Below are 12,990 nucleotides of genomic sequence, written 5' to 3'. Positions count from 1 at the left end.
CGCGCGTACTTCCCAGACGGTATCGCTTCCCGTGGGGGGCGCGGTGAGGGGAAGGGGCGGCAGCCCTTTCCGGAGCGCGCGGCTGTGCCGGTCCGCCGCTCCGCCGCCGGGGCGCGAGGCCCCCACCGAACTCGCGGCCGCCCGAATGCACGCGCCCCCGGGCTCCTGGGGGCCCCGCTCCGACGCAGCCGCTACCGTTGGCCGGATGAGCACCGAGGAGCAGTTCCCCACGGAGGCGGCGCCCGCCGGTGGAGCCCCCCGTTCCCTGGCGGAAGCCCTGCGCGGGCGGGACGACCGCTCGCTCGCCGTGCTGCTCCGGGCTCGGCCGGACCTCATCACACCCGTGCCCACCGACCTGACCCAGCTGGCGACCCGCGCCGGGACGCGCGCGTCGGTCGTACGTGCCCTGGAACGTCTGGACCGGTTCGCCCTGCAGACGGCACAGGCCCTGGCCGTGGCGGCGGACCCGGCGTCGTACGACGAACTGGCCTCCCTGCTGGCCGGTGACGACGCGGACCCCGCCGTCATCGCCGCGCTGCCCCACGCCGTCGGCACCCTGCGCGACCAGGCCCTCGTGTGGGGCCCCGACGACCGGCTCCGCCTCGTCCGCACGGCCCGGGAGCTGCTCGCGCCCTCGCCGCAGCACCCCTCGCCCACCGGTCTCGGGCCGACCGTCGCGGAGGCCACGGCGGGCATGTCGCCGGGGCGGGTCCAGGAGATCGTCGCGGCCGCGGGTCTGCCGAGCACCCATGACTCGGTCTCGGCGGTCACCTCCCTCGCGGCGCTCTTCACCGACCGCCGCCGCATGGCCGCGCTGCTCGCCGCCGCGCCCGCCGAGTCCCTCGACGTCCTGACCCGGCTGGTGTGGGGGCCGCCGTACGGCCAGGTCACCGCCAACCCGGCGCCCCATCTGCGCTGGCTGCTGGACCGGGGACTGCTGCTGCCGACCGCCCCCGGCACGGTCGTCATCCCCCGCGAGGTCGCCCTGCATCTGCGGTCGGGCCGGGCGCACCGGGAGGTCCAGCCGGTGCCGCCGCCGGTGGAGGCGTCGGGCGCGCACCGTCCACAGGTTGTGGACGCGACGGCGGCCGGGCAGGCGTACACCGCGCTGGCGACCGTGGAGGAGCTGCTGAAGGACTGGGACGAGGGCGGCCCCGGCGTCCTGCGCGCGGGCGGGCTGAGCGTGCGGGACCTGAAGCGGACCGCGGTGGCCCTCGACCTGCCCGAGCCGGTCGCCGCCTTCTGGGTCGAACTCGCCTATGCCGCCGGGCTGTTGGCCTCCGACGGCGAGGCCGACGAGCGGTACGCCGCGACGCCCGCGTACGACGAGTGGCTGGAGCTGCCCGCCGCCGAGCGCTGGGCGCGGCTCGCCACGGCCTGGCTGACGGCGACCCGTACGCCGGGCGTGATCGGGGAACGGGACGCCAAGGACCGTACGTTGTCGGCGCTGGGCCCGGGGCTGGACCGTTCGGCCGCGCCCGAGGTGCGTCACCGGGTCCTCGCGCTGCTCGCCGGGCTCCCCGAAGGCACCTCGGCCACCCCCGATTCCGTCCTGGCCCGCCTCCACTGGGAACGCCCCACACGCGGCGGCCAGCAGTCCCACCAGGCCCCCGCGCAGCCGTCGCATTCGCAGTCACAGTCGCCGTCGCAGTCGCCTTCATCGGCCCCGTCGGCCCCGTCGGCGCAGCAACCGCCCGGCCGGTCGCGCCAGGGCGAGGACCTGCGGGCCCGGATCGCCCGGTGGACCCTCTCCGAGGCCGAGTCGCTCGGGGTCACCGGGCGCGGTGCGCTGTCCTCGCACGGTCGCGCGCTCCTCGGGCTCGCCCTTGAGGCCCCTGCCACGGCCGAGTTGCCGGAGACCCCGGGCGACAAGCTCCCCGCCCACCATGTGCCCCTGCCCGACCGTCCGGCGTCGTCCGCCGACCCCGTCGCCGAGCAGGCGGCGGCCGCCGCCCGGGCCGCCCGGCTGCTCGCGCCGCTGCTTCCCGAGCCGCTGGACCACGTCCTGCTGCAGGCGGACCTGACGGCCGTCGCGCCGGGCCCGCTGCGGCGTCCGCTGGCCGACACGCTGGGTGTGCTGGCGGACGTGGAGTCGAAGGGTGGCGCGACGGTGTACCGGTTCACGCCGGGGTCCGTACGCCGGGCCCTGGACGCGGGCCGCAGCGCCTCCGACCTGCACGACTTCCTGACCGCGCACTCCCGTACGCCGGTCCCGCAGCCGCTCGCGTATCTGATCGACGACGTGGCCCGGCGCCACGGCCATCTGCGGATCGGCGCGGCCTCGGCGTACGTCCGCTGCGACGACGACGCGATGCTCAGCGAGATCCTCGCCGACAAGCGGTCGCAGGGGCTCGGACTGCGCAGGCTCGCGCCGACCGTGCTCGCCGCCCAGGCCGACCCGGCGACGCTCCTCGACGGGCTGCGGGCGATGGGGTACGCGCCGGCCGCCGAGTCGGCGGAGGGCGACGTGCTGATCACCCGGGCGCTCGCCCACCGCACCCCTCCCCGGACGGCACCGGAGCCCGTCCCGGACGGTCCCCCGGCCCCGGACGACACCCTGCTGGGCGCCGCGATCCGCGCCATTCGCGCCGGTGACCTCGCCTCCACCACACCCCGCCGTACGCCCGACGGACCGGCCACCCCGCCGGGCGCCCTGCCGCGCACCGGCTCCGCCGAGACCCTCGCGACGATGCAGGCCGCCGTCCTCACCGGCGAGGCCCTCTGGATCGGCTACGTCAACGCCGAGGGCTCCGCCAGCCAGCGCGTCATCGCCCCGGTCCGTGTCGAGGGCGGCTTCGTGACGGCGTACGACCACACGGCGGACGAGGTCCGCACCTTTCCGCTCCACCGGATCACGGGCGTCGCGGAACTGGCGGACGACGCGACCTGACCCGCCGGGTCCGGGTGACGCCGTTGACCAAGCGCAGTTGATCAAGCCACCTCCCGGAGATCACCCGTTCGGGCGTACACCGGCTTTCATGCAGGCCACGCCCGGTTTTCCCCCTCATGGGCGAGCGCGGGTCGCCCGGCGCATCCTCTCCCGGGACGCTGGGCAGCCACTCTGTCTCCGATCGAGATCGACTCCCGCGCTCGAAAGGCCCACACATACGCATGCGCCCTCTTGCCAAGCTCGGCCCGCTCGTCTCCGCGTCCGCCGTCACCGCCGTCGCCATCGTCCTGGTGGGGGCGCTCGCCGCCCCGGCCGCCGCGAACCCGCCCCTGCCCCTCCCCGAACTCGGCACCCTCGTCGGCGAGGGCATCGGCGTGGAGGGGCCGTTGATCCAGAACGTCAGCCTGCTGAAGTAACCCGGCGCAGCCGGTAGCTGTCCCCTTCGAGGACGACGATCTCGGCGTGGTGCGCGAGGCGGTCGGCCATCGCCGCCGCGGCCCCGCCGAAGATCTCCTCCCAGCGGCCGAGCGGCCGGTCACTGGTCACGATCAGCGAGGCCCGCTCGTAGCGGTGCGCGATCAGCTGGAAGAAGAGCCGGGCGGTGTCCGTGTCGAAGGGGAGGTAGCCGACCTCGTCGACGATCAGCAGGGGGCAGGCGTCGAGTGCGGACAGTTCCTCGGCGAGCCTGCCCTCGGCCCGTGCCGCGGCCAGTCTGGCGGCCCACTCCGTTGCCGTCGCGAACAGCACTCGGTGTCCGGCCTGGCAGGCCCGTACGCCGAGCCCGATCGCGAGATGCGTCTTGCCGGTGCCGGGAGCGCCGACGAACACCACGTTCCGCCCGGTGTCGACGAAGTCCAGCGTGCCCAGCCGGGCCAGCAGCCGCCGGTCGAAGGAGCGCGGGTGCTCCTCGTCGAATTCCTCCAGCAGCTTGCGCGCCGGGAACCCGGCCGCTCGCACCCGCCCCTCGACCCCGGTCCCGAGGCCCGTCTCGACCCCGGTCACGGTCCCGAGGCCCGTCTCGACCACCAGCCGCGTCCCGCCCCGCGCGAAGCGGGTCTCATGCCTCTCGCGGCTGTCGTACCTCTGGCTGCCGTCGTACCTCTCGCGGTTCTCGTGCGAGGTGGCCTGGGCCGGGATCGGCAGCGGCGCCCGGGACACCACGGGGGCGGCGGCCACGGTCGGCTCGCTCCGTTCCGTCGGTTCGGCCGGACCGCGCGGGCCCCTCGGGTGCTTCGGCTCGTCGGACGGGGCGTGGTGGGAGCCGTGGTCCTTGTCCTCGCGCAACATCGGCCCCGACATGTAGGCCAGCAGGACCGCCGAGGCGATGAAGGCCATGTGGATCACCGTGCCCCACAGCAGCGCGTGGTGGGAGGTGTGGTGGACGTCCACGAACATCTGGAGCAGATGCACCGAGGAGATGCCCACGATGGCCGTGGCCAGCTTGACCTTCAGCACGTTGGAATTGACGTGCGAGAGCCATTCGGGCTGGTCACGGTGGCCCTGGAGGCCGATGCGGGAGACGAAGGTCTCATAGCCGCCGACGATCGTCATGATCAGCAGATTGGCGATCATGACGACGTCGACCAGTTTGAGCACCGCGAGCATCACATAGGTCTCGGTGGCGCTCCCGCTCACGCACCGCACGATTAACGTCCACAGCTCGTTGAAGAACTTGTAGACGTACACGCCCTGCGCCGCCACCAGACCGAAGTACAGCGGCGCCTGGAGCCAGCGGGTGGCGAACAGGGCGTAGCCGAGCGTGGTGCCCTGCGGGGAGACGGACGGGGTGACCGGGTCGGCGTCGGCCGGGGTGGGTGGGTGCACGGTTCGCATTCTTGGGAACCGCGGCCGCAAATCTGAATTCCAGCCACTCATCGGAATGAATAGACATCCAATAGGACCGGCGGTGACGGTGGTGGTGGGGGAAGGAGTTCCACACGGCCGGACGCCCCGCGGATCCCCGACGATCAGGCACACTGGACGTTTGGCCGAATCGAAAGGTGTCACGCGTGAACGGTCCCGGTCCCCTCATCGTCCAGTCCGACAAAACGCTGCTCCTGGAGGTCGACCACGAGCAGGCGGACGAGTGCCGTCGGGCCATCGCGCCCTTCGCCGAGCTGGAGCGGGCGCCGGAGCACATCCACACCTACCGGGTGACGCCGCTCGGACTGTGGAACGCGCGCGCCGCCGGCCACGACGCCGAGCAGGTCGTCGACGCGCTGGTGCAGTACAGCCGCTACCCGGTGCCGCACGCGCTGCTCGTGGACGTCGCCGAGACGATGGACCGCTACGGCCGCCTCACGCTCTCCAAGCACCCGACCCACGGTCTCGTCCTGACCACCACCGACCGGCCGGTGCTGGAGGAGATCCTGCGGTCGAAGAAGGTCACTCCGCTCATCGGGGCGCGGATCGACCCCGACACCGTCGCCGTGCACCCCTCCGAGCGCGGGCAGATCAAGCAGACCCTGCTGAAGCTGGGCTGGCCCGCCGAGGACCTCGCCGGGTACGTGGACGGCGAGGCGCACCCGATCGAGCTGGCCGAGGACGGCTGGGCGCTGCGTCCCTACCAGAAGCAGGCGGTGGAGAACTTCTGGCACGGCGGCAGCGGGGTCGTCGTACTGCCCTGCGGTGCCGGAAAGACCCTCGTCGGCGCCGGGTCCATGGCCCAGGCCAAGTCGACCACCCTCATCCTCGTCACCAACACCGTCTCCGCGCGGCAGTGGAAGCACGAGCTGGTGAAGCGGACGTCGCTGACCGAGGAGGAGATCGGCGAGTACAGCGGGACGCGCAAGGAGATCCGCCCCGTCACCATCGCCACCTATCAGGTGCTGACGACCCGGCGGAAGGGCGTCTACCCGCACCTGGAGCTCTTCGACTCCCGTGACTGGGGCCTCATCGTCTACGACGAGGTGCACCTGCTGCCCGCGCCGGTCTTCAAGTTCACCGCCGATCTCCAGGCGCGTCGGCGGCTGGGGTTGACGGCGACGCTCGTCCGGGAGGACGGGCGCGAGTCGGACGTGTTCTCCCTCATCGGGCCCAAGCGGTTCGACGCGCCCTGGAAGGAGATCGAGGCGCAGGGCTACATCGCGCCCGCCGACTGCGTCGAGGTCCGGGTGAACCTGACCGACTCCGAGCGGCTCGCCTACGCCACCGCCGAGCAGGAGGAGAAGTACCGCTTCTGTTCCACCACCGCGACCAAGCGGAAGGTGGCCGAGGCGATCGTCCGCCGCTTCGCGGGTCAGCAGATCCTCGTCATCGGGCAGTACATCGACCAGCTCGACGAACTGGGCGCCCATCTGGACGCGCCGGTGATCAAGGGCGAGACCAGCAACGCCCAGCGCGAGAAGCTCTTCGAAGCGTTCCGGCAGGGCGAGATCAACGTCCTGGTGGTGTCGAAGGTCGCGAACTTCTCCATCGACCTGCCGGAGGCCACGGTGGCCATCCAGGTCTCCGGCACCTTCGGCTCCCGCCAGGAGGAGGCCCAGCGCCTCGGCCGCGTCCTGCGTCCCAAGGCCGACGGCCACAAGGCCCACTTCTACTCCGTGGTCGCCCGCGACACCATCGACCAGGACTTCGCCGCCCACCGCCAGCGCTTCCTCGCCGAACAGGGCTACGCCTACCGGATCATGGACGCGGACGAGCTCCTGGCGGAGGGCTGAGGCCGGGCCCGGTGGGGCCGAGGGGGTGGGGCCGTGGGTGCAGCGCGCTCCACCCCCTCGGTCACCGATCTAGTGGAAGTCCCGGGAGACGACCCAGCCCTTCTTCTTGCCGGCCTTGCCGTAGTACCAGTTGTAACCGTTCTTGTACGTCTCGCAGTACACGCGCACATCGGTGCCGAGCTCAAGGAACTTGACGTCCTTGTACTTGTAGCCCGGACCCGACTGCATCGTGGTACCGGCGTAGTTGTTGACCATGTAGGTCGCGTCCTTGATGTTCTTCGTGCACGCGGACGAACCGACAGCCGCTGAGGCGCTGGGCGCGGCCACGACGGTGACGCCCAGGGCGAGTGCGGTGGCGGCGGTCAGGCCGCTCACCGCCGTGCGAAGGCGATGCGATGCGAAACGCATGAACAGTCCCCGTTTCCTTGATCGATTGAGCTGCGTCGATCATGCTGCCACAAGGAATCTTTGCGCCTGTAACGGGGGTTGGGGCGCAAGCGAACGAGGGGCGGTGCCGTGTCACCGAGGACGAAGGCCGCCTTGAGTGCGGGCGCGGGAACAGGGTGGTGAAGGCAGGGATGCGGGCAGGGGTGATCAGCGGGCCACGCGCGAGGGGCCGGAGTTCACCGGCGGCGTACGCCCGCTTCCTCCGCGTACTCGCCGAGGATGACCACGCCGAAGGCGGTGCTCGCGAAGACCTTGACGGCGCGCAGGACGTCGGCGAGGCGGTGACGGTTGTGGTGATCGTCGAGGCCGGTCGCGCCGGGCGGCGGACCGGGTCGGCCGGAGGCCGAGGCTGGGATGAAGGTCGCTGCACTCATGTCTCCATGGTGGAACGTCCGCCTTCGGATCGCGTCGGTCTGCGGAGTGAGTGCGCTGAGCCCTCGGCTCCCTCTCAGGTCCAGCCCGCCCCTAGTACCGGCGGTGTACGGACCCCCTAGGGGTACGGCGAAGAAATCCGTTGGCATGATCCCTCGCCCCTCACCTAAACTCTCCGCTCTTGCCCGCCTCCCGTCCGTGGAGCGCCACCGCCCGGACGGAAACCGGTCGGTCACCGCCGTCAGGCGTACCCCCAGCTCCCGCAGGCCCCCGGAGGCACCCCCTTGTCCGCGCAGCCCACCGCCGACCCCGCCGACCCCGCCGGCCCCGCCGCCCCCACCGACCCGCTCTCCCGTGAGCGCTCCCATCTCTCCGCCTCCCGTGCCGCGCTGCGGGCCATGCGGGAGGACGTGCAGGCGCTGGACATCAGAGACGTCACCGCGAACTGGGTGAACGCGGAGGTGCTGGCCCGCCAGATCGAGGAGCGGATCAAGGCCCTCGCGGACCTCAGCCACACCCCGCTCTTCTTCGGCCGGCTCGACTACCTCCACGCCCCCGGCGCGGAACGGGCGGAGGGCGCGGAGGGAGAGCAGTTCTACATCGGGCGGCGGCACGTGCACGACGCGGACGGCGACCCGATGGTCATCGACTGGCGTGCCCCTGTCTCGCAGCCCTTCTACCGGGCGTCCAGGACCGACCCCTTGGACGTCGGGCTGCGGCGCCGCTTCGGGTACACCGGCGGCGACCTCACCGCGTACGAGGACGAGCACCTCACCGACCCCGCCGAGGCGGCCACCACCAGCAAGCTGCTGCAGCAGGAGATCGAGCGGCCGCGTGTCGGCCCGATGCGGGACATCGTGGCGACGATCCAGCCGGAGCAGGACGAGATCGTCCGCTCCGACCTCGCCGGTTCCCTCTGCGTCCAGGGCGGCCCCGGCACCGGGAAGACCGCCGTCGGCCTGCACCGGGTCGCCTACCTCCTGTACGCCCACCGCGAGCGCCTGTCCCGCACCGGCACCCTCGTCATCGGGCCGAACCGCTCCTTCCTCCACTACATCGAGCAGGTGCTGCCCGCGCTGGGCGAGTTGGAGGTCAAGCAGGCGACCGTCGACGACCTCGTCGCCCACGTCGAGGTGCGGGGCACGGACGACGCGGCGGCGGCTGTCGTGAAGGGCGACGCCCGCATGGCCGAGGTGCTCCGGCGGGCCGTACGGTCGCACGTCACGCTGCCCACCGAGCCGGTCGTGGTCGTCCGGGGGTCGCGTCGCTGGCGCGTACCGGCGTACGAACTCGAAGACATCGTGCGGGAGTTGCTGGACCGGGACATTCGCTACGGGGCCGCCCGCGACGCCCTGCCGCAGCGGATCGCGCACTCCGTGCTGGTGCAGATGGAGCGGTCCGGTGAGGCGCCCGACGACCGGGTGCAGGACGCGGTGGCCCGCAACGCGGCGGTGAAGGCGGCTGTGAAGGCGATCTGGCCGCCCGTCGATCCCGCGAAGCTCGTCCTGCGGCTGCTCTCCGACGCGGACTTCCTCGCCGAGCACGCGGACGGGATCCTGACCGAGGAGGAGCGGAAGACGATCCTGTGGGCGAAGCCGGCGCGGAGCGTGAAGTCGGTGAAGTGGTCGGCCGCCGACGCCGTGCTGATCGACGAGGCCACCGACCTCGTGCAGCGGACGCATTCGCTGGGGCACGTGGTCCTCGACGAGGCGCAGGACCTCTCCCCCATGCAGTACCGGGCGGTGGGCCGCCGCTGCACCACCGGTTCCGCGACGGTCCTCGGCGACCTCGCGCAGGGCACGACCCCGTGGGCGACGCGGAGTTGGCAGGAGGCGCTGGCCCACCTGGGCAAGGCGGAGGCCCATGTGGAGGAGCTGACGGCCGGTTTCCGTGTCCCGACCGACGTCATCACCTACGCCTCCCGGCTCCTGCCGCACATCGCGCCCGGTCTGACGCCGGTCGCGTCCGTCCGGGAGAACCCGGGCTTCTTCGAGGTACGGCCGAGCGCCGACGACTCCCATGTGGTCGCCGCCTGCGAGGAGTTGCTCCGCAACGAGGGGTCGACGGGCCTCATCGCCGCCGACGCCCGCGTCCCCGCCCTCGCCGAGGCGCTGACGGCGGCGGGCCTCGCCTACCTGGCCCCGGGTGAGGAGACGACGCAGGAGACCCGCCTGACCCTGGTCCCGGCCTCACTCGCCAAGGGCCTGGAGTACGACTATGTCGTCCTGGACGAGCCGCAGGCCGTCGTCGACGGCGAGCCCGACGAACGGACGGGCCTGCGCCGCCTCTACGTGACCCTCACCCGAGCGGTCTCGGGCCTGATCGTCACGCACGCGGCACCGCTGCCGCCGCAGCTGGCCTAGGGGGTGCGCGCGACGGCCCCCGGCGACCGAGGTCACCGGGGGCCGATCAGCGGGTGTTCCGCCTACTTGAACTTGTTGCTGGTCGCCAGGTAGACCTGCTTGGCGTTCTTGCCGAGCCGGGGCCCGGTGATGAACGTCGAGCGGTCGCTGAGGGAGTTGTTGGAGACCAGGTAGGTGCGGCCCTTGTGGGACATGAACCAGGGGCCGCCGGAGGCGCCGCCGTTCATGGTGCAGCCGACCATGTACTGGGCCGGGTAGTCGCTCGGGTAGCTGTAGCCGAGGACGAAGCGCTTGGTAGCGCCCTGGCAGTGGTACATCTTCGAGCCGTCGTACGGGGCCTCGGCCGGGTAGCCGCGCACCTTCATGTTCTTGACCTTGTTGGCGGCGGGGGCGTTGAACCACACCGGCAGGGCCGAACCGAGGCGCTCCTCCAGGGACTTGGAGCCCTTCTCCGGCTTCACGTGCAGCACCGCGTAGTCGTACGCGGCGGCCACGGTGCCCTCGCTCGCGGCGCCGCCCTTGATCCAGGTGCCGGAGGTGGTGGCCCAGTCGGCCCAGGCGACGCCGTACGGGGAGACGTTGGCGGCGCGGTAGTTGGCCGACGCCTGGCCGATGTTCAGCTTGCCCGTGTTGTTGAAGGACGGGACGAAGGCGATGTTGCGGTACCAGCCGCCGCCCTTGCCCGCGTGCACACAGTGCCCGGCGGTCCACACGAGGTTGGACCTGCCCGGGTGCGCCGGGTCCTTCACGACGGCGGCGGAGCAGACGCTCGACCCCTGGGGCGTGGTGAAGAAGAGCTTGCCGACCGGGGGCGCGTACTTGTGGTAGGTCGCCTTGACCCTGCCGGCCTGCTGCTTCTTGACCTTGCCGTCGGGCAGCCAGACCTGGGTGGTCTTGCTCGAACCGGTGGCGGTGTTGCCCGCCTCGGCGATCGCGGGCAGGTCCGGCAGGTTCTCCTCGGCCTCGGCGATGCGCTCCGGCGTCCAGAAGTCCTCGATGTACGGGTTGGCGAAGTCCTCCGCCTTGGAGGCCCAGTCGCCGCTGAAGTCCTGCCAGCCACCGTCCTTCCACTTCTGCAGCGCGTCACCGTCGAGCTCGGTGGGCACGCCCTCCGGCAGCTTGAAGCCGCCGACGGTCGTGTCACCGCCGCTCTCGTTCTCGCCGGTGTCGATGTTGTCGCCCGCGTCCGCCTGGGCGGTGGTGGAGTCGGAGGCCTTGGCCCCGCTCTCCTCGGTCTTGCCGCAGGCGGTGGTAGTGACCATGACCGCGGCGATCACGGCGGCAGCGGCCGTGAGGCCGCGGCGGCGTATGAATGGCATGGAGCCCGTCCCCGTGTGATGAAACTTGTCATGCCCCCGCTTGGCTGGGGCGGAGACCACTATGCCCGCGCGCGAGCCCGCGATGATCTCCGGAAGTCCCTTCACGGCGACTTCGCACACAACAACTACGTGGCGGATATCGACCTGTGATGTGGCGCGTCCCCGCCCATCCCATCCCCCGGGCCGCAACTCACAGGTTCTTCACAATGATTGATTCTTCATCACTCCGACACCTCCGGCCCCTTGCGCACTACCCGCGAGTAGCGTCAATCTGACCTGCGCATGCCATCCCCCACGGCAGGCTCAGGAGGTCGCAGTGAAGACAGGTTCGCGCACGCGCACTTCGCATCGTTTCCGCAGATCCGCCGTGGTGCTCGGCGCCACCGTCGCGCTGGTGGTCGGCGTCGCCGGCAGTGCGTACGCGGCTCCGCCCGCCGCGCTGCCCGCCAACGCGGAGACGTTGGAGAAGACGTGGCAGCCGGCGTACGACTACGACACGGACGGCTGTTACTCGACGCCCGCGATCGGTCCGACGGGCACGGTCAACGGCGGCCTGAAGCCCACCGGTTCACTGAACGGCAGTTGCCGCGACCAGTCCGACCTGGACAACACCAACGGCTACTCGCGCTACAAGTGCAACAACGGCTGGTGCGCGATCATGTACGACCTCTACTTCGAGAAGGACCAGGCGGTCGCGGGCAGCAGCATCGGCGGCCACCGGCACGACTGGGAGCACGTCGTGGTCTGGGTGCAGAACGGCACGGCCCAGTACGTCTCGACCTCCGCCCACGGCGGCTTCACCGTGCACGCCGCGTCCTCGGTCCGCTGGGACGGCACCCACCCGAAGATCGTCTACCACAAGGACGGCATCCGGACGCACTGCTTCCGCCTCGCGGGCTCGAACGACGAGCCGCCGGAGAACCACGAGGGCACCTGGCAGTACCCGCCGCTGGTCGGCTGGAACGGCTACCCGGCCGGCATCCGCGACATCCTCGTCTCCTACGACTTCGGCAGCGCCAACTTCGGCCTCAAGGACGGCAGTTTCGCCTCGAACCTCACCAAGGCCATGCCGTCGGGGATCTCCTTCGACCCGAACGCCTGAGGGCAGGGCGGGGCTACGGCGCCCGGGACGTCAGTCGCCCCGGGTCCTCGCCCCCGCTCGGGCGACTCGGGCGTCCAGGGCCTCGCGCCAGTCCCGTACGGCCTCGGCGGCGACCGGCGCGGTCCAGCCGTACGGGCGGGCCGCGCCGCCGATGTGGAAGGCGTCGACGCGGGCGGCGCGCAGCCGGGGGATGTGCTCCAGGCGGAGGCCACCGCCGATCATGAGGCGCTGCGTGTAGCCGGGTTCCCCGCGTCTCGCGGCCTCGGCCAGCAGCACCGGCAGCCCGTCGTCCACGCCCTGCGCCGACCCCGCCGTCAGATACGTGTCAAGCCCCGGCAGGTCCGCGAGCTGCTTGCGCAGGGCGTCCCGGTCGGCGGCGCGGTCGATCGCCCGGTGGAACGTCCACGAGCGGCCGTCCAGCTCGGCGACCACCCGCTCCACGGCGTCCAGATCCGGCCCGCCGTCCTCCCCGAGGAACCCGAGCACGAACTCCTCGGCCCCGGCCGCCCGCAGGTCGCACGCGACCCGCACCAACGCGTCCACCCGCCCCGCCGCGAACCCGTCCGCCAGCCGCAGCATGACCCGTACGGGGATGTCGACCGCGGCCTGCACCTCCACGAACGTCGCGACCGTCGGGGTGAGCCCGTCGGCCGCCATGTCCGCCACCAGCTCCAGCCGGTCGGCACCTCCGGCCTGGGCGGCGACGGCGTCCTCGGCGTCGAGGGCGATCACCTCCAGAAGCGCGCGCGTGGTCATGGGGCCCCTTCCCTCGGGCTACACGTGACGACAACAGGTCTAGTCCAATTTAACAACTATCCGGGCTGTTGGACACGGCCGT

General features: G+C 71.8%; 10 protein-coding genes. 5 read left to right on the top strand and 5 right to left on the bottom strand.

What is annotated here, in order from left to right; translation table 11 throughout:
- Positions 1-205: 205 nt before the first annotated feature.
- A complete protein-coding gene (locus K1J60_RS24405; RefSeq protein WP_220648044.1) occupies positions 206-2,890 on the top strand; it encodes a helicase-associated domain-containing protein in 2,685 nt (894 codons plus the stop codon).
- Positions 2,891-3,111: 221 nt separating this feature from the next.
- A complete protein-coding gene (locus K1J60_RS24400; RefSeq protein ID WP_220648043.1) occupies positions 3,112-3,306 on the top strand; it encodes a hypothetical protein in 195 nt (64 codons plus the stop codon).
- On the opposite strand, the gene istB is transcribed toward K1J60_RS24400, so the two are convergent.
- A complete protein-coding gene (gene istB, locus K1J60_RS24395; protein WP_398683289.1) occupies positions 3,290-4,714 on the bottom strand; it encodes an IS21-like element helper ATPase IstB in 1,425 nt (474 codons plus the stop codon). The two genes, K1J60_RS24400 and istB, sit on opposite strands and share 17 nt — an antisense overlap.
- Before the next feature lie 185 nt (positions 4,715-4,899).
- Here istB and K1J60_RS24390 point away from each other — a divergent pair, with 185 nt between their 5' ends.
- Positions 4,900-6,549 (top strand): DNA repair helicase XPB, encoded by a 1,650-nt coding sequence (locus K1J60_RS24390; RefSeq protein WP_398683288.1) that lies wholly within the window; start codon positions 4,900-4,902, stop codon positions 6,547-6,549.
- Positions 6,550-6,618: 69 nt separating this feature from the next.
- On the opposite strand, the gene K1J60_RS24385 is transcribed toward K1J60_RS24390, so the two are convergent.
- Complete coding sequence (locus K1J60_RS24385) at positions 6,619-6,957, bottom strand: SH3 domain-containing protein (RefSeq protein WP_220648040.1); 339 nt, start codon at positions 6,955-6,957, stop codon at positions 6,619-6,621.
- Positions 6,958-7,172: 215 nt separating this feature from the next.
- Complete coding sequence (locus tag K1J60_RS24380; protein ID WP_220648039.1) at positions 7,173-7,370, bottom strand: hypothetical protein; 198 nt, start codon at positions 7,368-7,370, stop codon at positions 7,173-7,175.
- A gap of 282 nt (positions 7,371-7,652) precedes the next feature.
- Here K1J60_RS24380 and K1J60_RS24375 point away from each other — a divergent pair, with 282 nt between their 5' ends.
- Positions 7,653-9,731, top strand: coding sequence for a HelD family protein (locus tag K1J60_RS24375; RefSeq protein ID WP_220648038.1), 2,079 nt, complete (start codon positions 7,653-7,655; stop codon positions 9,729-9,731).
- A 62-nt stretch (positions 9,732-9,793) separates the two neighbouring features.
- Here the strand turns inward: K1J60_RS24375 and K1J60_RS24370 are convergent, their stop codons facing one another.
- The gene (locus tag K1J60_RS24370; protein ID WP_220648037.1) at positions 9,794-11,050 is read right to left on the bottom strand and encodes a trypsin-like serine peptidase; all 1,257 of its coding nucleotides are present in this window, start codon (positions 11,048-11,050) and stop codon (positions 9,794-9,796) included.
- A 316-nt stretch (positions 11,051-11,366) separates the two neighbouring features.
- Here K1J60_RS24370 and K1J60_RS24365 point away from each other — a divergent pair, with 316 nt between their 5' ends.
- Complete coding sequence (locus K1J60_RS24365) at positions 11,367-12,152, top strand: NPP1 family protein (protein ID WP_220648036.1); 786 nt, start codon at positions 11,367-11,369, stop codon at positions 12,150-12,152.
- 30 nt (positions 12,153-12,182) lie between these two features.
- On the opposite strand, the gene K1J60_RS24360 is transcribed toward K1J60_RS24365, so the two are convergent.
- Positions 12,183-12,908, bottom strand: coding sequence for a copper homeostasis protein CutC (locus K1J60_RS24360; protein ID WP_220648035.1), 726 nt, complete (start codon positions 12,906-12,908; stop codon positions 12,183-12,185).
- Positions 12,909-12,990 lie beyond the last annotated feature (82 nt).

Source organism: Streptomyces akebiae, from assembly GCF_019599145.1.
GTDB lineage: Bacteria > Actinomycetota > Actinomycetes > Streptomycetales > Streptomycetaceae > Streptomyces > Streptomyces akebiae.
The sequence above is the reverse complement of the archived record's forward strand: the minus strand, read 5'-3'. Positions and strand labels throughout refer to the sequence as shown.

Bases quoted from the DNA above. Each gene is read 5' to 3' on its own strand.
- K1J60_RS24400 (WP_220648043.1), top strand. From the start codon at position 3,112: ATGCGCCCTCTTGCCAAGCTCGGCCCGCTCGTCTCCGCGTCCGCCGTC.
- K1J60_RS24385 (WP_220648040.1), bottom strand. From the start codon at position 6,957: ATGCGTTTCGCATCGCATCGCCTTCGCACGGCGGTGAGCGGCCTGACC.
- K1J60_RS24360 (WP_220648035.1), bottom strand. From the start codon at position 12,908: ATGACCACGCGCGCGCTTCTGGAGGTGATCGCCCTCGACGCCGAGGAC.
- K1J60_RS24405 (WP_220648044.1), top strand. From the start codon at position 206: ATGAGCACCGAGGAGCAGTTCCCCACGGAGGCGGCGCCCGCCGGTGGA.
- K1J60_RS24370 (WP_220648037.1), bottom strand. From the start codon at position 11,050: ATGCCATTCATACGCCGCCGCGGCCTCACGGCCGCTGCCGCCGTGATC.
- K1J60_RS24380 (WP_220648039.1), bottom strand. From the start codon at position 7,370: ATGAGTGCAGCGACCTTCATCCCAGCCTCGGCCTCCGGCCGACCCGGT.